General features: G+C 71.3%; 17 protein-coding genes. 6 read left to right on the forward strand and 11 right to left on the reverse strand.

The features are described 5' to 3' along the window. Positions 1-3: 3 nt before the first annotated feature. The 7 genes from QF037_RS06215 to QF037_RS06245 form a co-directional block, all read right to left on the reverse strand. A complete protein-coding gene (locus QF037_RS06215; protein ID WP_307022634.1) occupies positions 4-819 on the reverse strand; it encodes a hypothetical protein in 816 nt (271 codons plus the stop codon). A 106-nt stretch (positions 820-925) separates the two neighbouring features. Then, positions 926-2,371 (reverse strand): HAD-IA family hydrolase, encoded by a 1,446-nt coding sequence (locus QF037_RS06220; RefSeq protein WP_307022636.1) that lies wholly within the window; start codon positions 2,369-2,371, stop codon positions 926-928. Positions 2,372-2,397: 26 nt separating this feature from the next. After that, a complete protein-coding gene (locus QF037_RS06225) occupies positions 2,398-3,375 on the reverse strand; it encodes a hydroxyacid dehydrogenase (protein WP_307037016.1) in 978 nt (325 codons plus the stop codon). A gap of 80 nt (positions 3,376-3,455) precedes the next feature. Next, on the reverse strand, positions 3,456-4,379 hold the full coding sequence (locus tag QF037_RS06230; protein ID WP_307022638.1) for a carbohydrate ABC transporter permease: 924 nt from the start codon (positions 4,377-4,379) through the stop codon (positions 3,456-3,458). Continuing rightward, positions 4,376-5,200 carry a carbohydrate ABC transporter permease gene (locus QF037_RS06235; RefSeq protein ID WP_373463944.1) on the reverse strand — a complete coding sequence of 275 codons (825 nt, stop codon included), beginning with the start codon at positions 5,198-5,200 and terminating at the stop codon, positions 4,376-4,378. Before QF037_RS06235 ends, QF037_RS06230 begins: the two co-directional genes overlap by 4 nt. An 852-nt stretch (positions 5,201-6,052) precedes the next feature. Continuing rightward, positions 6,053-7,357 carry an ABC transporter substrate-binding protein gene (locus QF037_RS06240; protein ID WP_307022642.1) on the reverse strand — a complete coding sequence of 435 codons (1,305 nt, stop codon included), beginning with the start codon at positions 7,355-7,357 and terminating at the stop codon, positions 6,053-6,055. A gap of 135 nt (positions 7,358-7,492) precedes the next feature. Then, positions 7,493-8,584, reverse strand: coding sequence for a substrate-binding domain-containing protein (locus QF037_RS06245; RefSeq protein WP_307022644.1), 1,092 nt, complete (start codon positions 8,582-8,584; stop codon positions 7,493-7,495). 198 nt (positions 8,585-8,782) lie between these two features. On the opposite strand from QF037_RS06245, the gene QF037_RS06250 reads away from it, so the two are divergent. Together QF037_RS06250 and QF037_RS06255 are read left to right on the forward strand one after the other, a co-directional pair. After that, positions 8,783-9,484 carry a TetR family transcriptional regulator gene (locus tag QF037_RS06250; RefSeq protein ID WP_373463672.1) on the forward strand — a complete coding sequence of 234 codons (702 nt, stop codon included), beginning with the start codon at positions 8,783-8,785 and terminating at the stop codon, positions 9,482-9,484. Positions 9,485-9,635: 151 nt separating this feature from the next. Beyond that, positions 9,636-10,049, forward strand: a complete 414-nt coding sequence (locus tag QF037_RS06255) for a Zn-ribbon domain-containing OB-fold protein (RefSeq protein WP_307022646.1) — start codon at positions 9,636-9,638, stop codon at positions 10,047-10,049. A gap of 83 nt (positions 10,050-10,132) precedes the next feature. Here QF037_RS06255 and QF037_RS06260 read toward each other — a convergent pair whose 3' ends face one another. After that, the gene (locus QF037_RS06260) at positions 10,133-11,476 is read right to left on the reverse strand and encodes a Gfo/Idh/MocA family protein (RefSeq protein ID WP_307022648.1); all 1,344 of its coding nucleotides are present in this window, start codon (positions 11,474-11,476) and stop codon (positions 10,133-10,135) included. A 188-nt stretch (positions 11,477-11,664) separates the two neighbouring features. Here QF037_RS06260 and QF037_RS06265 point away from each other — a divergent pair, with 188 nt between their 5' ends. After that, positions 11,665-14,433: a hypothetical protein gene (locus tag QF037_RS06265; RefSeq protein WP_307022650.1), complete on the forward strand. Its 2,769-nt coding sequence runs from the start codon at positions 11,665-11,667 to the stop codon at positions 14,431-14,433. A gap of 69 nt (positions 14,434-14,502) precedes the next feature. Here QF037_RS06265 and QF037_RS06270 read toward each other — a convergent pair whose 3' ends face one another. Further along, positions 14,503-14,883 (reverse strand): PPOX class F420-dependent oxidoreductase, encoded by a 381-nt coding sequence (locus tag QF037_RS06270; RefSeq protein ID WP_307022651.1) that lies wholly within the window; start codon positions 14,881-14,883, stop codon positions 14,503-14,505. 119 nt (positions 14,884-15,002) lie between these two features. On the opposite strand from QF037_RS06270, the gene QF037_RS06275 reads away from it, so the two are divergent. The 3 genes from QF037_RS06275 (at position 15,003) to QF037_RS06285 (ending at position 18,372) form a co-directional block, all read left to right on the forward strand. Beyond that, complete coding sequence (locus QF037_RS06275) at positions 15,003-15,989, forward strand: hypothetical protein (protein WP_307022653.1); 987 nt, start codon at positions 15,003-15,005, stop codon at positions 15,987-15,989. An 84-nt stretch (positions 15,990-16,073) separates the two neighbouring features. Next, positions 16,074-16,892, forward strand: coding sequence for an SAM-dependent methyltransferase (locus tag QF037_RS06280; protein ID WP_307022654.1), 819 nt, complete (start codon positions 16,074-16,076; stop codon positions 16,890-16,892). Positions 16,893-16,989: 97 nt separating this feature from the next. Beyond that, positions 16,990-18,372, forward strand: a complete 1,383-nt coding sequence (locus QF037_RS06285) for a S1 family peptidase (RefSeq protein WP_307022656.1) — start codon at positions 16,990-16,992, stop codon at positions 18,370-18,372. A gap of 118 nt (positions 18,373-18,490) precedes the next feature. Here the strand turns inward: QF037_RS06285 and QF037_RS06290 are convergent, their stop codons facing one another. Together QF037_RS06290 and QF037_RS06295 are read right to left on the reverse strand one after the other, a co-directional pair. Beyond that, a complete protein-coding gene (locus QF037_RS06290) occupies positions 18,491-18,649 on the reverse strand; it encodes a hypothetical protein (RefSeq protein WP_266899973.1) in 159 nt (52 codons plus the stop codon). A gap of 137 nt (positions 18,650-18,786) precedes the next feature. Then, positions 18,787-19,950: an ROK family transcriptional regulator gene (locus QF037_RS06295; protein ID WP_307022658.1), complete on the reverse strand. Its 1,164-nt coding sequence runs from the start codon at positions 19,948-19,950 to the stop codon at positions 18,787-18,789. Between the last annotated feature and the right edge of the window lie 7 nt (positions 19,951-19,957).

Consider the following 19,957-nt stretch of genomic DNA (forward strand, 5'->3'; position numbering starts at 1 on the left):
TCCTCACGCCCCGAGGAACCGGTGCAGGGACGCCTTCATCGCCGCCACGAAGGCGTCCCTGCCGCCGTCGCCCAGCGCGTCCAGGGACAGATAGGGGTTCAGGTCCTCCAGCTCGACCAACAGCAGCTCGCCTCCGGGCGCACGGCAGGCGTCGACGCGCTGGATGCCGTGGCCGATGGCGTTCCAGTCGATGAACCGGCGGGCGAACACGAGGTCGTCGTCGGTGGGTTCGTACGGTTCCAGCTGCCAGCGCCGGTCAGGGTGCGGCGCGTACAACGCGTACTGGAAGTCGTGGTCGACGAAGTAGAAGGACACCTCGTAGGCGAAGTCGATGCACGGCTGGACCAGAACGCCCTCGCCGACGAGGTCGCGCACACGGTCGCCGGTCACGATCTCCAGGCCCATCGAGTCGGCACCGAGCTTCGGCTTGACGACGTACCGGTCCGTCCGCGGCAGCCGGTGCAGGTCGTCGACGTCGTCGACCGTGGGGATCACCGGGTAGCCCGCCGCGCTCAGGTCGAGCAGATACTGCTTGCCCGCCATGTCGGCCTTGCCGGACAAGGGGTTGTAGACGCGGGCCCCGGTCGCGGTCGCCCGCTCGCGGAAGGCGTCGTAGGCGTCCTGGTAGGTGAGGACGGGCCCGCTGTTGCGGACGACGACGGCGTCGAAGGCCTCCATCAACGCCGCCGCGTCCCGCGGGTCGCACAGGGCGAGCTCGAAGTCCTCGCGCAGTCGTGAGGTGAGGAAGATGTCCTCGTCGCAGTACCGGCGCCCGCGAGCCTCGTAGGCCAGGTCGGTGACGTACAGGATGCGGGGCATGCGGGTCTCCTCGGCGGTTACAGCGAGGGGTGATCGTATGCGGCACGTCTTGGTCGCACCAAATTCCGGCCTGCGGGATCCCGCGAGGTCCGTGCGCTCCGCGCGGTCACAGTCCCGCCGTCCACAGTTCCCCGGGGCCGATTCCCTTCAGGTCGGGGAGCACGGTCCGCCGGGGCGCGGGATCGATCGACGCGTACGAGGGGACGGCGAGCACCCGGCACCCCGCCGCCTCGGCCGCCCTCACGCCGGTGGGTGAGTCCTCCACCGCGAGGCAGGCCGCCGGGTCGACGCCGAGCGCACGGGCCGCCGCGCGATAGGGGTCCGAGGCGGGCTTGGTGCGGGGCGTCTCGCCTTCGGCGACCGTCGTACGGAAGCGGTGGGCGCCCAGCACGTCGAGGGCCGCGTCCACGACGGGGCGCGAGGAGGCGGAGACCAGGGCCGCGGGGATGCCGGACTCCGCGAGGAGGTCCAGGAGGTCGAGGGCTCCCGGCAGCGGGGTGGCCTCCTGCCGGACGGCCGCCAGGAAGCGCGCCTCCAGGTCGGCGGCGAGGGTCCGCGGGTCGGCGCCGGTGCGTGTGTGCAGGTGGGCGGCGGTGTCGGCGACCGAGCGGCCCAGGACGTGGGTCACGTCGACGTCGGGTGCGGTCTCGCGGACCGTGCGCAGCCACAGCGACTCGGTGTCGACGAGGGTGCCGTCCATGTCGAGGAGAACGGCGTGCGGGCGGGCGGCGAAGGGGCGGCCGTCCAGCGACCAGTGCCGGTCCGGATGACGGCCCACGGAGACCAGCGCCTGGGCCGCGACATCCACATGGCGCACGACGGGTGGCGGCGCGCCGATGCCCGGGCCGGCCGCGATCAGCCACGCCGTGCGCTCCTCGGTCGTACGGCCGCCGTGGCCGCCCGCGTCGGCATGGCCGTGGTCGGTGACGACGAGGACGGTCCAGCGCTCGTCGGCGTACGAAGGCCGGGAACGCACCGCCGCCAGCAGTCGGCCGAGGCGGTCGTCGGCCTGCCGTATCGAGGTCTCGTACTCCTCGCCGCAGCCCAGGAAGTGCGCCGTCTCGTCGGGCGCGCCGAGGTAGACGAACGACGCCCGCATGTCCTCCTCGCCGAGCACGCGCGCGGCCGCCGTGGTGATCTGCTCGTCGCACTCCTCCCAGGCCGGCGGGGTGTCCTCGGCCGGCGCGATGTAGACGGACCGGGACGGGGCCCGGAAGAGCGGGCCGCCGCTGCGGACCTGCATCAGGGGCTGCCAGCCGGCGGCCACGAACGTGCGGCTGCCGTCCTTCTCGGCGAGGCGGGTGGCGAAGTCGGGGAAGACGTCGAGCCGGTGGCCGGTGAAGTTGTTGCTCCACACCCCGTGCTTGGCCACCGACACGCCGGTGACGACGGTCGCCCAGCACGGGCCCGACATGGTCGGGGTGTCCGCGTCCACCTCGACGGGGGTCAGGAAGCCGTCGGCCGCCAGAGCGTCGAGGTGCGGGGTGGGCAGGCGCCGCAGTACGTCGAGGCGTACGCCGTCGATACCGACGACCAGAACACGATCCTGCACGGGATGTCCCTTCGGGTGTGGGGTGTTCAGGCCGAGCGCGACAGTTCCTCGGACCCGACCTCGTGGGCGAACGGCAAGCCTTGCGCGTACCGGGAGACCTCGTCGATGGCCCAGTCGGTCATCCGGTGCAGCTCGTTGCCGAGCGAGCCGGCCATGTGCGGGGTGAGCAGCACGTTGGGCAGCGTGTACAGGGGCGAGTCGGCGGGCGGCACGTCCGGTTCCGTGACGTCGAGGACGGCGTGGACCCGGCCGGTGACCAGGTGCTCGGTGAGGGCGGCGGTGTCGACGAGGGAGCCCCGCGCGGTGTTGATCAGCGTGGCGCCGTCCCTGAGCAGTGCGATGCGGCGGGAGTCGAACATGTGCCGCGTCTCGGGGAGTTGGGGCGCGTGGATGGAGACCACGTCGCTGCGGCTGACGAGTTCGTCGAGACCGACCGGCTCCACTCCGAGGGCGCGGGCCCGCTGTTCGTCGACGTACGGGTCGTGCAGGAGTACGTCGAGGTCGTGCGGGCGCAGCAGCTCGATGACCCGGCGTCCGATGCGGGAGGCGCCGACGATACCGACCGTGCGGTGGTAGTTGCCGTGACCGCTGAAGTACGGCAGCAGGTCGGGCCGGGCGCGGGCGGTGGCGTAGCCGCGGGCCACCTCCAGGACGCGCTTGTTCGCGAACAGGATGGCGGCCAGGGTGAATTCGGCCACCGGCAGGGCGTTGGCGGCGGCCGCGGAGGAGACCGCGATGCCGCGTCGCCAGACGGCGTCGGTGACGTGGTGCTTGACCGAGCCGGCCGCGTGCACGACCGCACGCAGCCGTGGCAGCCGGTGCAGGGCCTCCTCGGTGAGCTCCGGTGCGCCCCAGTGGGTGAAGAGGACCTCGGCCACGGCGAGTTGACGGGCGTCGGCGGTGGTGAGGTCGGTGACGACCGTGGCCGTGTCGACGCGGGCGACGGAGGGGAGCCGGTCGAGGCCGCCTTCGGTCAGGAGCCGCTGGTGGATGGTGGCGCCCATGGCGAGCAGGGTGAGCGGGCGGGGCAGCGCGGCCGACGGGTGGATGCTGTTCAGGAGGGTGCCTTCCGGGGCGGGCGGCCTCACTTGACGGCGCCGGCGGTCAGGCCGGAGCGCCAGAAGCGCTGCAGGCAGACGAACGCGACGATCAGCGGGGCGACGGCGACGAGGGAGCCCGTGATGACGAGCGAGTAGAACTCGGGCTGCTGCGCGGTGGTGCTGTTCCACATGAACAGACCCAGGTTGACCGGGTAGAGCTTGTCGTCGTTGAGCATGACGAGGGCACCGAAGAAGTTGTTCCAGCTCGCGGTGAACGAGAACAGGAAGATCGTCATGAAGCCCGGGGCCAGCATGGGCAGGGAGATCCGCGCGAACATGCCCAGTTCGCCGGCTCCGTCGACCCGGGCCGCCTCCAGGACCTCGTTCGGTACGTAGCCCTCCGAGAAGACGCGGGCGAGATAGACACCGAAGGGGTTGACGAGGGCGGGCAGGAGCAGCGCCCAGTACGTGTTGACGACGCCCGCCTTGGTGGCGAGGAGGTACATCGGCAGCTGGATGACCGTGGTGGGGACGAGGACGCCGCCGAGCACCAGGCCGAAGAGCTTCTCCTTGCCCTTGAAGTCGTACTTGTCGAAGGCGTAGCCGGTGGCGACGCACAGGAACGTGGAAGCGGCGGAACCGACCACGGAGTAGAGGACGCTGTTGCCGAACCAGCGCAGATAGATGCCGTCGTTGAAGGTGAAGAGGCGCTCGAGGTTCGCGAAGAGGTTGAAGTCGCCGAACGCGAAGCCGGAGGTGGCGAAGAGGTCGCGGTGGTTCTTGGTGGCGGCGAACAGCAGCCAGCTGACCGGCATGAGCGTGTAGAACGCGGCGACGAGCAGGATGCCGTTGACGGCGCCCCTGGACAGGAGGGTGCCCGCGGAGCTGCGGCGGCGAGCGTGCGCGGGGGTGCGGGGGCCGGCCTCCTGCCGGGTGGCGGGTGCGGTGTCGTGGGTGAGGGTGCTCATGACGTGGCCGCCTTCCACCGGTTACCGAGCCGGGTGACGAGGTAGGAGAGGGCCACGCCGAGCGCGGCGAGCATCAGGGACGCGGCGGCGGCCAGACCGTAGTCGTGCTGGACGAAGCCCGCCTTCCAGATGAAGAGGGTGGGCGACCACTCCGTGTCGATGGAGGGCGCGCCCCGCTGGCCCAGGAGTTTCGGCTCGGTGAAGATCTGGATCGCGCCGACGCAGGTGAACAGAACGGTCATGACGACCGCGGAGGCGATCATCGGCACCTTGATCTGGAGCGCGGTGCGGAGGGCGCCGGCTCCGTCCACGACGGCCGCCTCGATCACTTCGCGCGGAACGGCCTGGAGGGCGGCGTAGAAGATGACCATGTTGTAGCCCATCCACTGCCATGCGCACAGGTTGACCATCGACGCGAGCACATGGTCGTTGCTGTAGAAGTCCCAGGAACCACCGAGCGCGCCGATCCCGTCGATCACCGGGCTCAGACCCGGGGTGTACAGATAGATCCAGATGATCGAAGCGATCAGTCCGGGGATGGCGTGCGGCAGGAACAGGGCGAGTTGGAAGAAGCGCTTGGCGCGGGCGAGGGCGGAGTCGACGAGGAGTGCGAGGGCCAGCGAGCCGCCGATCATCACCGGGATGTAGAGGGCGCAGTAGAGCGCGATGTGCGCGAAGCCGCTCCGGAACCCGGCGTCGCCCAGGGCGTTGGCGTAGTTGGCGAAGCCGGCGAAGACGCGCTCGGTGCCGCCGAAGCCGAGTCCCGAGGACCGCTCCTGGAACAGGCTCATCCACACCGCGTAGCCGATGGGCGCCGCCATCACCGCGGCGAACAGGACGAAGAACGGAACGATGAAGAGCGCGGCGGTACGACGCTGACTCCGGCGCAGCTTCGAGACGCCCGGCGACCGGCCCGGGGGCCGACGCACGGCCGACCGGCTCGCGGTTCGGGCGGAGGAGAGTGCCACGGGGGCTCCTTGACGGCGGGGTGGGTGGGGCTTATGCGAGGGGGGCGCGGACGAGAGGCCTGGCGGAGCGAGTACGGCCGGTCGGCCGGGACCGACGGTTGACCGGAGCGGGGCTTGAGGGCGGGGCTTGCGGGCGGCGCCGGTGCTGGAGGCGGCGAGGCCGGTGGGCCGGGGTGTAGTAGGTGCCGGAGGCGACCGGGTCGGTGGAGGCAGTGCCTGGAACGACCAGGCCGGTGCCGGAGGATGTAGTCAGTGCAGAGGGCGGCGAGCCGGTACAGCTGAGTGCCTGGAGTGACCGGGCCCGTGGCCAGACGGTGTAGTCGGTGCCGGAGGCGAACGGGCCGGTGCAGCCCAGCGCCTGAAGTGGCCGGGCCCGTGGCCGGAGGCTGCGGTCGGTACTGAAGCCGACCGGGCCGGTGCAGCTGAGTGCCTGGAGTGACCGGGCCCGTGGCCAGACGGTGTAGTCGGTGCCGGAGGGGAACGGGTCGGTGCAGTCACTGCCTGGAGTGGCCGGTGGGTGCAGTCGGTGCCGTACGTGGCGGGGCCGTGGCGCGGGTTTGGGTGCGGCTCCATGCCTGATGGGGTGCGTGAGGTGGGGAGGGGCGGGCGTTTCGGTCCAGGTGGGTCCGGTCCGTCGCGCGGTGCGTCCGGTGGGCCTGTCCCGGGCGGGACGGCTGCTGACGCGGTCGCCGTCGCCCCGGTCCGCTACTTCGCGAGCTTGAGGCCGCGTTCCGTGATGCCGGACTCCGCCTTCTCCTGGCCCGCGTCGACGCCCGCCGTGAAGCCGGACTTGGCGGTGGCGTCCTGGACGGCGGTGTAGACGTCCATCTGGTTCGGGCCCCAGGTCCAGCCGGGCACGATGGTGTCGACCTGCTCGGAGGCGAGCGCGTAGAGGTCCTGGCCGTTCAGGTACGCGGTGTCGAACTTGGCGGCCGCCACCTCACGCATCTCCGGGTTGGCCGGGAGGGCGCTGCTGGGTGATTCCAGGTCGGCGAGCCGGGCCTCGACGCCGGCCTTGTCGGTGGTGAGCCAGGTGATGAACTCGGCCGCGGCCTCGGCTTGGTCGCTGCCCTTGAGGACACCGTAGGAGGTGCCGCCGTAGTTGCCGCTGGCGGCGGTGCCCCAGTTGGGCATCGGCGCGGCGGCCCACTTGCCGGAGAGGTCGGGCATCGAGGTCTTCATGCCGCCCGCGGACCAGGAGGCGCCGAGGAAGGAGAGGGTCTTGCCGGAAGCGCGGGCCTTGGTCTCCTCGGGGCTCCAGCCGGTGAAGGTCTGGACGAGGTCGTCCTTGACCAGACCGTCCCAGTAGGCGGCGACCTTCTTGGTGTCGGCGTCGTTCACGCCGGCCTTCCACGCGTCGCCCTCGGTGGCGAACCACTTGCCGCCGGCCTGCCAGGACAGCGCGGCCAGCAGTGCCGGGTCGCTCTTGGGCATGGAGGCCAGGCGGACGTTCTTGTCCTCCTCCTTGACCTTCTCCGCGACCGTCTTGAACTCGTCCCAGGTCTTGGGCACTTCGATGCCGTACTTCTCGAAGAGGTCGGTCCGGTAGTAGTACAGCTGCGGCCCCGCGTCGTACGGGACGGTCCAGGTCTTGCCGCCGAAGGTCACGAGACTCTGGATGGACTCCGGGAACTTCGACTTGACCGTTTCACCGGCGTATTCGGTCAGATCGATCAGGTTCCCCTGGCTCGCGAACTCGGGGACCATCTGGTACTCGATCGTGGCCACGTCGGGCGCGTTGCCCGCCTTCACCGCGTTGGCCATCTTGCTGTAGCCCTCGGTGCCGCTCGGTATCTCGGTGAACTTGACCCGGATGTCCTTGTGGGTCCTGTTGAACGCCTCGACGGTCGACTTGGCGCCGAGTGTCCAGGTCCAGTAGTCCAGGGTGACCGGCTTGCCGTCGGACGCGGAGTCGGACGTGTCACCGTCGCCGCCGCAGGCGGTGGCGAACAGGCCCAGGGCTGCGACGGCGGCGGCTGCGGTGCGGAACGAACGTGAAGTGCGCGTCATGTACGTCTCCTACGAGACCTCGTACGGAAAGAGGCGGTCGGAGGACATCTTTTGTGCGCACACGATCGGAGTCAAGAGCGTTCGCGCAAGACAATCAAAATGATCGCACAACGCTCATCGATCGATCAGTCAGCTTCAACCCGCCGAGGAATCGCCACCGCAAGAGGAGCGAATCCTCAACTCCGGGAGCAGATCGAGGTGTTGACGCGGACCCGGCTGCTGACCGCTCCTGCGCTCCGCGAGCCGCTGGAGCAGCAGCCGAGCGGCCAGTTCCCCCACCGAGCGCTTGGGGGGCGCGACGGCGGTGAGCGGCACGTCGGAGAGGCCGGCCACCTCGTCGTCGTAGGCGATCAGCGCCAGGTCGTCCGGGACGCGGATGCCGCACGCCTGGAGTCGGGGCACGAGCACGATCGCGTCCTCGTCGCTGTGCACCAGTGCCGCGGTGACACCGCGCTTCTTCACCGCTTCGACCAGGTAATCGACGCTCGCCTCGTAGTCGCCGTGCTCACGCACGCTCGGGGCGGCCGTGTCGACGTCGAGCCCCAGGGACTGCACCGCCGCCCGGAAGCCCGCCGAGATCTGCACGGCGTGCGGGCCGTCCTGCAACACGGCGGTGACCTTGCGGTGTCCGAGCGAGGCGAAGTGACTCACGGCGACCGCGGCCCCGTGCGCCCGGTCGGTGCGCACCCGGTCGAGCACCGCCGCCGGGTTCGCGGGCGGCGCGGAGCGCTCCACCAGAACGGCCGGTACACCGCGTTCCAGCAGCCACTTCTCCTGGCCGTCGACGGGTACCCCGCCGAACCAGCTGGGCGCGACCAGCAGCCCCTCGGCTCCGCCCGCCACCAGGTGCTCGGCCTGGACGGCGTCCTCGGCGTCGACGTATCCGGTCACCCCGAGCACGAGCCGTGCTCCCTGCGCGGCGACGGCCTCCCGGGCGCCGCGGACGATGTCGGCGAAGATGTAGTTCGTGGTCGGAACGATCATTCCGACCACGACGCCCTCAGCACCCTCCGCCCGCTCCCGTACCTCGACCGCCCCCTCCCCCGGCCACACCACCGCACCGTGCAGCCGCTGCACCCGGCCCTGCGCCGCCAGCGCCTCCACGTCGCGCCGCAGGGTGACCGCCGAGACCCCGAGTTCGGCGGCGAGTTCGGCGACCCGGAGGCTGCCCCGCTGCCGGACCAGTTCGAGTACCCGTTCATGGCGCTGGTCGACGTGCAGTCTCATGGAATCCCCCTGGGGCGAGGCCGGACGGACGATCTACGGACCCACGCGGAGCGTGATCCCGAATCGCTCACTCTACGCCCACAATCGTATCGATCACTTCTGATCAATACGGTCGATCGTCCCTGCCTTGCGGCACTCAGTTCCCCAGGAGAGTGCACTGAGTGCTGTCCATGCCGCTCCGGTGCTACGTTCCCGTCCATGAGCGAGAAGACGGAAGCGGCCCCCACCAAGCCGCCCATGCGGGACGCCCTGATCGCGGCCGCTTTCCAGCTGTTCACGGAACGGGGGTACGAGCAGACCACGGTCGACGACATCGTGACGCTCGCCGGGGTCGGGCGACGGTCGTTCTTCCGCTACTTCCCCTCCAAGGAGGACGTGGTCTTCCCCGACCACGAGGGCTGCCTGGCCGACGTGACGGCCTTCCTCGCCGCCGGCGACGACGCGGACGAGCCGGTGCAGCGGGTCTGCGACGCGGTCCGGTTGGTGCTGCGGATGTACACCGAGAACCCGGCCTTCTCGGTGCAGCGCTATCGGCTCACCAAGCAGGTCCCCGGGCTGCGCGCCTACGAGCTCTCCGTGGTGTGGCGGTACGAGCGTGCCTTCGCCGAGTACCTCCGCGGGCGGCTCGCCGGGCGGCGCGACGGGGCCCTCCAGGCCGACGTGGCCGCGGCTGCCGTCGCCGCGGCGCACAACAACGCCCTGCGTTCCTGGCTGCGCTCGGACGGCGAGGGCGATGTGGGCACGGAGATGGACCACGCGCTCGGGTACGTCCGCTCCGCGTTCGGCGCGCCACCCTCCGACGCCGAGCGCACCGAGGACGTCGTGGTCCTCGTCTCCCGGCGCGGGGCGCCCCTGTGGCGGGTCGTCCAGGAGATCGAGGCGACGCTCGGCGAGGACTGATCCCCGGCCGACCCCCCGAAGGAACCGCCGAAAAATTCAGGGTACGCAGTACCTTTACGGGTGGCACTCAGTGCCATACATTGTTGGCGTGCACGGTGGCACAGCTAACCGGGCATGTGGGATTCCGCCCGAACGCAGGGAGTTGACCAGCGTGTACCACCACTCAGCCAGCGTTGTCCGTCAGGGATCCGGCTCCGCAGCGGGCCTGCTCGAAGCCCCGGCCCCGGCATCCGACGCCATGCAGTTCCAGCGCTGCACCTGGTGCGGCACCGCGATGTACCACCGGCTGCTGTGTCCGGTCTGCCAGGGCAGCGACCTGCGCACGGAGCGCAGCGAGGGCGTCGGGATCGTCCGTCACTCCTCGGTGGTGCACCGCAACACCCCCGCCGCGCGCAATGTGTCCATGATCGAGATGGCCGAGGGGTTCGTCGTACGTGGCCGGGTCATGGGCCCGCTCATCGGCATCCACAGCGGGGACCGGGTTCGGCTGTCCGCGGCCAAGGACCCGGTGCGCGGCGAGCCCGTCTTCCAGCTGATCGACGAGCCCTACCGCGCCTGGAGCTGACGGGCCGGGCCGCTCCGCCGTTCCCGGTCGGATCTCCTGGTCAACCGACCCACCCGACCCACCAGACCACCCCGCGCAGCAGCTCAGTCGTCCCACACCCCACGGATCAGCGCCCGCACGGCCACGGGCCGCCCCGTCTCGAAGCACCGGTTGGCGGCGAGCCCGACGGCCAGTGCGAGGGCCCCGTCGCGCTCCGTGGCCGTCGGATGCGCCCCCTCCCCCGGCACCGTGTCCGCGTCCACGGGGCCGAAGAGCGCGTCCAGCATCCGCGGGTCTCCCCCACCGTGCGCCTCGTGCGCGGTGACCAGCGGTACCTCGACCGGCGGCTCCCACAGCGGCCGCAGGACGAGCCGCGCACCCCCGACGTGCTCCGCGGCCGCGTCCCCGTGCACCGCTCCGGTGCCGGAGGTGATCCGCGTCGACGGCCGCTGCCAGCGGCTCTCCTCGACCTCGAGTTCCAGCCGCCCGGCGCTGCCGTTGAACATGACCCGGTAGCCCTCCCACGGGGAGTAGGCGGTGAGGTGGTACGTCATCGTCGCGCCCCGCGTGTAGCGGATCAGGACCGCCATGTCGTCCTCGATGGTGACGGGCTCGCCGAAGACGTTGCGGTCCCGGACGTAGCCGTCGTCCTGCTCGGCGTCCAGGTAGAGGGCGCGCAGGGTGTCGTCGGCCGCCAGGTCCAGGGCGAAAGGGTCGCCGGCGGCCGGGGCGGCGCCATGGGCCCGCTCGTAGTCGCGGCGCAGCCCGTGGCGCTCGCCCGCCGCACTGCCGTAGAAGGCGAGTCGTCCGTAGCCGAAGACCTCGTGCGGTACGTCGGCGAGCCACCAGTTGACCAGGTCGAAGTGATGGCTCGACTTGTGCACCATCAGCCCGCCGCTGCTGGGCTTGTCCCGGTGCCAGCGGCGGAAGTAGTCGGCGCCGTGGCGGGTGTCGAGGAGCCACTCGAAATGGACGGAGACGACCTCGCCGATCGCGCCCTCGGCGAGCAGGGCGCGCACCTTCTCGTGCACGGGGTTGAACCGGTAGTTGAAGGCGACGGTCAGGGAGTTGCCGGTCTCCCGGACGGTGTCCAGGATGCGGGCGCAGCGGTCCGCGTCGACGGTCATCGGTTTCTCGGTGACCACGCGGCAGCCCGCTTTCAGGGCGGGGACGATGTAGTGGTCGTGGGCCGCGTCGACGGTGGTGACGACGACCTCGTCGATGTCCTCTTTCGCCAGCAGGTCGGTGAAGCGCTCGGGTTCCCACTGGGTGGCGGCGCTTTCGCCGGCCTCGGCCAGCAGCCGGTTGTGGAAGGCCATCCGGGTCGGGCTGGGATCGCACAGGGCGGCGACCCGGTGGCCCGGGCGGGCGGCGAGGCCCCGGGTGTACAGCTGGGCGCGGTGACCGGTGCCGACGACTGCCGCGCGGAGAAAGGGAGTTCGGCTCATTGTGGGGGCCTATCCCGTCGTACGGCGCGCCAGTCCTGTGTGCGCTCCGCTGGCTTGATCACATCCCTCGGCCCCCACTCGTCCCTCCTCACAGACAACCCACAGACGCTTCTCGCCCGTCCTTTGTGACGCGAGAGGCTTTCCGGGACCGACGGGACGTCTGCGCTCTGGGTTTTGAGGAGTGAACCTTGATCCGTGCCCGGCGAATATGTGTGACCGCCGTGGCGGTGCTGGCGGCCCTGGCGGGCTCGCCCGGACCGGTACAGGCTCAACAGCCGCCCGATACGGGGACGTTGAGTGCGAGTGACGAGAACGGACTGCCGCCGGGATGGCGGATCGACGGCGAAGGAGCGGCCCGCGAGCTCGTCTGGCGCGCTCCCCAGCCCGTACCCATGGGGGACGCGCGCGTCGAGTTCCGGGCCGGGGAGCGGCTGCTCGGCGTGCCGCAGCCGGCGAAGGACGGCCGGACCTTCCGGCTGAACCTCGCGGAAGCCACCACCAGCGGGCTGACGTCCCTTCAGGTGACGGCCGGGGGACGGCGATTGGACGCCTCCGACGACGACCGGGGCAAGGCCTCCCGGGTCACTCCGAAGCAGTCCGCCGCGCTGCCCGCGAACTCCGTCGACCCCGGGAAGCCCGGGTCCTACCGCACGGTCAGCGGGGAGTACGAGCTCGACCCGGTACGCCTGCCGGGCTACGAGACCCCGATCGAGATGCGCGCCGAGGTCGTGGCCCCCAAGGGCGCCACGGGCGCCCGTCCGCTCGCGCTCTTCCTGCACGGCCGCCACTCCACCTGCTACAAGCCGGGCGCCGAGGACGACGTGACCGGTGACTGGCCCTGCCCGGACGGCTACAAGTCGATCCCCAGCTACCGGGGTTACGAGCGCGACCAGCAACTCCTCGCCTCCCAGGGCTATGTGACGGTGTCGATCTCGGCGAACGGCATCAACGCCCAGGACGCGGGGGCCGATGACGCCGGCGCCCAGGCGCGCTCCTCGCTGGTGCGGCAGCACCTCGCCCACTGGGCCGACTGGACCGCCCGGCCGGGCACCGCCCCGGCCGCCGTGCGCCAGGGCGCGAAGGCCGATCTCTCCCGCGTCCTGCTCGTCGGGCACTCCCGCGGCGGCGAGGGCGTCAACCGGGCCGCCATGGACAGCCTCTATCCGCCGCCCGCGGCCCAGGACGGCTACCGGGGCCCGGTGCGCTGGAAGGTGCGCGGCACCGTGCTCATCGGACCGACGATCTTCGGCCAGAATCCGGTGGCGGACGTGCCGTCCGTGACGCTGCTGCCGGGCTGCGACGGCGATGTGTCGGACCTCCAGGGCGAGGTCTACACCGACGGGACGCGCGGGATCAGCCGGGGCGGCGCCCTGCACAGCGCGGTCTACATGGTCGGCGCCAACCACAACTACTTCAACAGCGAGTGGACCCCGGGCCAGGCCGAGGCGCCCGCCTGGGACGACTTCTGGAAGGACGAGGAGCGGCCCGACCCGGTGTGCGAGCCGGGCACCGCGACCAGGCTGACCGCCGACCAGCAGCACAAGGCGGGCGCCACCTACATCGCGACCGCCGCCCGGCTGTTCCTCTCCGGGGACGACCGGGTGCGCCCGCTGCTCGACGGCTCCGGCAAGCGGGCTCCGTCCGCCGACCCGGCCCGGGTGCTGACCCACGCGGTCGGCGGTCGGCGCGCCGGCGGCTTCCTGCCCGACGGTCCGGTGAAGGTGACCGGCGCCCGGCTGTGCGAGGCGATCGATCCCGACCCCGCCGTGTCCTGTCTGCCTCCGGAGACGGTGGGCTCCTCGCCGCACTTCGCCTGGTGGGAGACCGGACGGGAGACCGGCCGCCGCGCGGTCGACCTGAAGTGGTCGGCGCCCGGTACGGCGGCGCGGATCACCCCGGCGAAGCCGCTGTCGCTGGCCGGTTCGAAGAAGCTCGCGCTGCGGGTCTTCGTCCCGCCGAACACCACCGGCACCAAGCTCGACGTGTCCGTCACCGACACCGCCGGCCGCAGGGCCGACCTCGGCCGCGTCCAGGTGGACGGCCTGCCGGGCTCGGATCGCACCTCCTCCTACTGGGCGCGCGAGGTACGCGTGCCGCTGACCGCCGCCACCCGGGCGGGGCTCGACCTCAAGCACGTCAAGTCCCTTGAGGTCACCCCGCGTTCGGGCTCCGGACAGGCCTGGCTGATGGACGCCTGGGGCTGGGCCCCCGGCACCCCGGCGGTCAAGGCGGCGGCACTTCCGCGCGTCGACGTCGGCCGCACGGTCGTCAAGGAGGGCGACTCGGGCACGGTCACCTACCGGATCCCGGTGCGGGTCTCCGGGCACGGCAGCGGCCAGGTCCGGGTGTACGTCCTCGACCCGGACTCGGGTGCCGCCACGGAGAAGCTGGTCACGGTGAAGCCGGGCAGCAATCCCGTCGACGTGCCGGTCGAGGTCAAGGGCGACACCACCTTCGGCTACGACGTGCAGCACGACATCGCGGTGAAGGCGGTGCGGGGCGCCGTCGTGGGAGCCCACCGCGGCGGGATCACCGTCGAGAACGACGACCCCGAGCCGGTGATCACCCTGACCCCGGTCGCCGACCGGGTGCGCGAGGGCGAGACGCTCAAGTGGCGGTTGTCGCTGGCCGAGCCCGCGGCCGTGGACATCTGGCAGCCGGTGCGGGTGCTGCCGGTCACGGACGGGGCCGAGCTGTCCACGAAGGACGTGGACCCGCAGTGGCTGATGGACTACGCCGGTGACGTGCCGGATCCGGAGCGGCCGCTGTCCCGGGCGAACCTGTGGGTGTGGACCAACATCCCGGCCGGGAGCACGAGCGCCGACTTCGATGTCGTGACGATCCAGGACCAGTTGGCCGAGCCGACCGAGTCGCTGCGCCTCGCGCTCACCGACGACGACGCCGAGCCGCTGCCGGACCGTCCGGTGCTGACAGGCACGGTGCTGGACGCCTCATAGCCGACCCGCGTACAACGCCAGGGGGCACGGACCGGCCGGTCCGTGCCCCCTGGCCGTGTTCCGCGTCCGTCACAACGTGACGCGGATGCCGACCGTGCCGTTCACGCCCCGGCGCAGCCGGCTGCCGAGGAGGCTGAGCCGGCCGGTGATGCCGTACTTGCGGGCGATGAGCCTGCGGTAGTGGGCAGTGGTCTCGGCGTCGCAGATCGCGGCGGTGGCCCGCACCGGGTCGCCGGTCGGATTGCCGCGCAGGTCGCAGGGGCCGACGAGGACGTCGGCGCGGGCCCGGATCCGCTTGACCTTCCAGGAGTCGGCGACCGTCCACACGCCGAGGGCGTCCCCGTCGCGCACCACCCATACCGGGGTGGGAACCGGGCTGCCGTTCTTGCGGTAGCTCGTGATCAGCAGGTACTTCCCGGCACCGAGCCGGTCCAGCGGCGTGTCGCTCATGGCGGGGAGTCTAGGCAGAGATCATCGGGCCGGTGCTTCCCGGGGCGCGAACAATTCGGTTCACCTCTGGTTTCGTCCGGGGGATGCTGGTGGTGACGCACCGGACAGGGGGCTTCTCAGTGACCTGGAAACCTGGAGACGGCGCACGCGGCACGCTGGAGGTCGTGTGCGACGAGTCGGGGTCGGACGGGGAGAACCTCACCGGCGGCAACACCGACGTGTTCGCGCACGGCAGTGTGTCCATGCCGACGGAGGTCGCCGCCGCGTACGTCCAGGAGGTCCGGGACCGGATCCGCTCGCCCGCCACCGAGTACAAGGCCAACCATCTGCTGCGGGAGAAGCACCGGGACGTCCTGGAGTGGCTGCTCTCGCCCTCGGGCCCGCTCGACGGGCACGCCCATGTCCACCTCACCGAGAAGGCGTACTTCGTCGTGGACCGGACCGTCGACCTGCTGCTCGGCGACGAGGCGGAGGCGCTCGCCCTGTACCGGCTGGGGCGGCGGGAGTTCGGCGAGGAGCGGTGGCGGGACTTCCTCGACGCGGCCAACCGGCTGCTTCGGGTACGGGTCAACGGGGAGGCGGAGGGTCCCGTCGACGGGTTCTTCCGCACGGTGGACGACCTGCGGCGCGCGCATCCCGGCAGGGAGATCCTGGAGCGGCTCGCGGCGGCCCGGCCCCGCGCCGACGCCTACCGGGCGCGCCTGCTCGAAGGGCCGCCCGTGATCCCCGTACTCAATCCGCTGCTGCCCGCCATCGTGCACACGGTCGCGCACTGGAGCACCGGCGGGCGGACCGTGCGGGTGGTGCACGACCGGCAGAACATGCTCACCGAGCAGCGCATCGCGTGGATCGAGGAGCAGGCGGCGCGGGCCGGGATCGGGTTCGCCGGTCTGGAGCTGGCGCAGGCGCGCTGGGACCCGCGGATCCTGCTGGCCGACTTCCTCGCCGGGATCGCCCGCAAGCTGGCGTCCGACGAACTGAACGGGCGCGCGGACCCGGCGCTCATCGCGCTGCTGCGCCCCTTCGTGGGTACGACGTCGGTGTGGGGGGACGCGCGCAGCCGGGCCTCGCTCGCGGAAAACGCGGAAAGTGCCGCAGCCCTCTGACCAAACATCAACACTGCCGTCTAGATTGCTGGTTGACGTCGTAAGCCATGTACTCCACCAGGCATTCCAGGAGACCCGAGCCCTGTGACGGACGCCGAGGACCTCGCCGCGACCCTGCGCCGGCGGATCAACACGCTGCAGCCGCACACGGCGCGGATCTGGAACTACTGGCTGGGCGGCGGGGACTACTACGAGGTCGATCGCGCGGCGGGTGACCGGATCCGTGAACTGCACCCGGACATCGGCGAGTACGCGCGCGCCGACCGGTTGTTCCTGGGGCGCGCGGTGCGGCATCTGGTCGCGGAGGCCGGGATCCGCCAGTTCCTCGACATCGGCACCGGGCTCCCCACCGCGGACAATACGCACGAGGTGGCCCAGCGCCTCGCCCCGGCGTCACGGGTCGTCTACGTCGACAACGACCCGCTGGTCCTGGCCCACGCCCGTGCCCTGCTCACCAGCACTTCTCAGGGGGCGACCGACCATCTCGACGAGGACCTGCGCAATGTGGAGCAGATCCTCCAACGGGCCGCCGTCACCCTGGACTTCACGCGCCCGGTGGCCCTGCTGCTGCTCGGCGTGGTCATCTTCATCGACGACGAGGAGGACCCTTACGGCATCGTGCGCCGGCTCATGCACGCGTTGCCGTCCGGCAGCCATCTCGTGCTGTCGCACACCGTCGTCCACCCGTCGATGCCGGACGTCGACGAGGCCGTGCGGTTCTGGAACGCGCACGGCACGCCCCGGCTGACCCAGCGCCCGCCCGAGGCGGTGGCCCGGTTCTTCGACGGGCTCGACCTGCTGGAGCCGGGGGTGGTGTCGTGCTCGCGCTGGCGTCCCGAGCGCACGAACGGTGCCGAGCCGCGGCAGGTGGCTCTGTACGGCGGAGTGGGGCGCAAGAGGTGAACGCGGGCGCCCCGGGCCGCGTATGACAGGGAGGTGCTCGACTACCGGAGCGCCACGCGGTGTTGATGCCGTGCTGTTCGGGGTTCGGGAGCCATGCATGAGGCACGCACGACGACGGATGGTCCGGCGAGTGACACGGCTGGCCGCCGTCGGCGGACTCCTGCTCGGATCGGTCATGGTCACGCGCGCCATGGCGAGCGAGCCCTCGGACGCCTCCGCCCTGCCGCGTACGACCGCGCAGTCGGCCTCCGCCACCGGCTCCGACCTGGTGTCGCGGCTCGGCACGTCCCGTACGGCTGGCTCCTGGATCGACTCCGAGGGCCGGCCGGTCGTCGCCGTCACCGACAAGGACACGGCCGCCCAGGTACGCAAGGCGGGCGCCACCGCGAAGGTGGTGCGGCACAGCATGGACGACCTCAAGTCGGCGACGGGCACGCTGCGTTCGGCGCCCCGGGTGGCCGGGACGTCCTGGGCCGTGGACTACCGGACCAACGAGGTGGTGGTACGGGCCGACAGCACCGTCTCGGCCGCCGACTGGTCCCGGATGACCGAACTGGCCGAGAACATCGGCGGCTTCGTCCGCATGGAACGCACCGAGGGGACCTTCACGACCCGTGTCAACGGGGCGCAGCCGATCCTGTCGACCGGCGGGCGCTGCTCGGCGGGATTCAACGTGACCAACGGGCAGAGCGACTTCATCCTCACCGCCGGGCACTGCGGCCCCACGGGCTCCGTCTGGTTCGCGGACAACCGGGGCCGGACGCAGATCGGCAAGACCATCGAGCAGAACTTCCCCGGCGCCGACTTCTCCCTCGTCCAGTACGACGGCGGACGGGCGGGGGACGGCGCCGACGTCGTGGCGATCGGCAACGGCAACGGGGTGCGGATCACGGGCGCCGCCGATCCGACGGTGGGGCAGCGGGTGTTCCGCAGCGGCAGTACGAGCGGACTGCGCGACGGTACGGTCACGGCGCTGAACGCGACGGTGAACTACCCCGAGGGCACGGTCACCGGGCTGATCGAGACGAACGTGTGCGCCGAACCCGGGGACAGCGGTGGGCCGATGTTCTCCGAGGGGATCGCGCTCGGTGTGACGTCCGGCGGCAGCGGTGACTGCACGACGGGCGGGACGACGTTCTTCCAGCCGGTGACGAAGGCGATGAGTGACCTCGGGGTCCAGATGATCGTGTCGCAGCAGCAGGCGGGGGCCGGGCAGCAGGGTGCCTCGCCGGCGCCGTCCGCGGCGGCCACGCAGGGCGCGATCGCCCCCGGCGCGGCCTCGCCGGGTTCCTCGGCTCCCGCTTCGGGCGTCGGCACGACCACGCAGACGCTGCTGGCCCGGCTCACGGACACCCGGAACATCGGTCCGGGACTGCTGGTGATCGGGGGCAGCATGATCGCGCTGGTGGCGACGCGGTTCATCCGCGCCGAGCAGGACCGCAAGGCGTATCAGCGGTACTACTCGGCGACCTGGGGCTGAGATGACGTGAGGTGATGGCTGCCCCGGCGTCGGCCGCCGGGGCGGGGAAAGCGGGGCATGGAAAAGGCACCCGAGCGAGCGGGTGCCCTCGATGATCTGCCGAGTGGAGGCGTGAGACCTACTGCGGGGCCGCGGCGGCCCACTCCAGGACGAGCCGCCGGTACTCTTCGCGCTGCTCGCCGCTCAGTGTCCCGCCCGACCGGAGCCACAGGGCCCTGATCTCCTCGTTGACCTCGTCAGCCGTTCTATCGAAGGCGGATTCAACAGTGGTGGACATGATGTGAAGCATACGGCTCCGGAGGTGAAGGCCGCGTGAGTAAGTACGAGTAATTCGGGCATTTCGGACCGTGTTGCTGATCACGTGCATCTGGCAGGCCAGGTGGGGCAGTTCGGACACCCCGACCGTGGCGGAACTCATGCTTCCGCCGTGCCCAGCACCAGTACCTGGATCGCCAGGACGGCCGCTCCGCGGGCCCAGTCGTGAAAGTCGGACACCTTGGTCTCCAGGTCGACAGGGGCGGCCAGCGGGTGCCGTCCGGCCCGGACGGCCTCGGCCACGGACTTCCCGGCGATGTCCATCAGGCCGACCCCTTCGCCGGCGAGCAGGATCTTCTGCGGCATCGCGAAGTTGGAGATCTGCGCGACCAGGGTGCCGAGAGCGCGCGCGGCCTCGTCGATGACCCGGGCGGGCATGGGCTCGCCCGCGGCGGCGAGGGTGAGGATCTCCTCGTAGCTGTGGTCGCGGCCGGTGGCGGCGTGCACCTGGTAGCGGATATTGGGGATGGTCAGCAGCGAGACGGCACTGCCGCGTTCACCCTCGGGGGTGAGCGGGCCGTTGGGGTTGACGATCCAGTGCCGCCCGAAGCCGCGGTCCTCCTCGGCGTAGGGCACCCGGCGTCCGCCCAGCACCAGGCCGTAGCCGAGGCCGGCGCCGATGGTGAGGACGACGAAGCGCTCGAGTCCGCGGCCGGCGCCGAACCAGGTCTCGGCCTCGACCAGGGCGGCCACGTCGTTCTCCAGCACGACCGGCAGCCCCGTGCGCTCCTCGACCAGTTCGGCGAGCGGGACGTCCCGCCAGTGCAGGAACGGGGACTCCCCCACGACGGCACGCCGCCGGACCAGGCCGCCCACCCCGATGCCGATGCCGGCGAGACGTGAGCCGTGCACACGGGCGAGCTCGGCGGTCATCTCCGCGAGCAGGTCGGCGACTTCGGCCGGCTCATGGGTGGTCAGAGGGCGGTCGTGGCGGGCCACGATGTCGCTTCGGAGGGTGGTGACCACGCCGTAGACCATGTCGTCGGTGATCTTGAAGCCGATGAACGAACGGGATTCGACGACCACGTCCAGCGGCTGCGAGGGGCGACCGGTACGCACCTCGGCGGAAGCTCCCGCTTCGGGGACCTCGATCAGCAGGCCCGACTCGATGAGGGGTTTGGTGAGCCGGGTGAGGCTGCCCGCGGACAGGTCGAGGCGCCGGGCGAGCTCGGTGCGCGACAGCGGTCCGTGGACGAGCACCTCGATCGCCACCGAGCGTTCACCGGGGCTCAGTGGATGCCAGCTGGCGGCTACTGCGGTCATGCAGGTC

This window comes from Streptomyces canus, from assembly GCF_030815415.1.
Taxonomy (GTDB): domain Bacteria; phylum Actinomycetota; class Actinomycetes; order Streptomycetales; family Streptomycetaceae; genus Streptomyces; species Streptomyces canus_F.

Bases quoted from the DNA above. Each gene is read 5' to 3' on its own strand.
- QF037_RS06215 (WP_307022634.1), bottom strand. From the start codon at position 819: ATGCCCCGCATCCTGTACGTCACCGACCTGGCCTACGAGGCTCGCGGG.
- QF037_RS06225 (WP_307037016.1), bottom strand. From the start codon at position 3,375: ATGGGCGCCACCATCCACCAGCGGCTCCTGACCGAAGGCGGCCTCGAC.
- QF037_RS06230 (WP_307022638.1), bottom strand. From the start codon at position 4,379: ATGAGCACCCTCACCCACGACACCGCACCCGCCACCCGGCAGGAGGCC.
- QF037_RS06235 (WP_373463944.1), bottom strand. From the start codon at position 5,200: ATGGCGGCGCCCATCGGCTACGCGGTGTGGATGAGCCTGTTCCAGGAG.
- QF037_RS06240 (WP_307022642.1), bottom strand. From the start codon at position 7,357: ATGACGCGCACTTCACGTTCGTTCCGCACCGCAGCCGCCGCCGTCGCA.
- QF037_RS06245 (WP_307022644.1), bottom strand. From the start codon at position 8,584: ATGAGACTGCACGTCGACCAGCGCCATGAACGGGTACTCGAACTGGTC.
- QF037_RS06250 (WP_373463672.1), top strand. From the start codon at position 8,783: ATGAGCGAGAAGACGGAAGCGGCCCCCACCAAGCCGCCCATGCGGGAC.
- QF037_RS06260 (WP_307022648.1), bottom strand. From the start codon at position 11,476: ATGAGCCGAACTCCCTTTCTCCGCGCGGCAGTCGTCGGCACCGGTCAC.
- QF037_RS06270 (WP_307022651.1), bottom strand. From the start codon at position 14,883: ATGAGCGACACGCCGCTGGACCGGCTCGGTGCCGGGAAGTACCTGCTG.
- QF037_RS06285 (WP_307022656.1), top strand. From the start codon at position 16,990: ATGAGGCACGCACGACGACGGATGGTCCGGCGAGTGACACGGCTGGCC.
- QF037_RS06290 (WP_266899973.1), bottom strand. From the start codon at position 18,649: ATGTCCACCACTGTTGAATCCGCCTTCGATAGAACGGCTGACGAGGTC.
- QF037_RS06295 (WP_307022658.1), bottom strand. From the start codon at position 19,950: ATGACCGCAGTAGCCGCCAGCTGGCATCCACTGAGCCCCGGTGAACGC.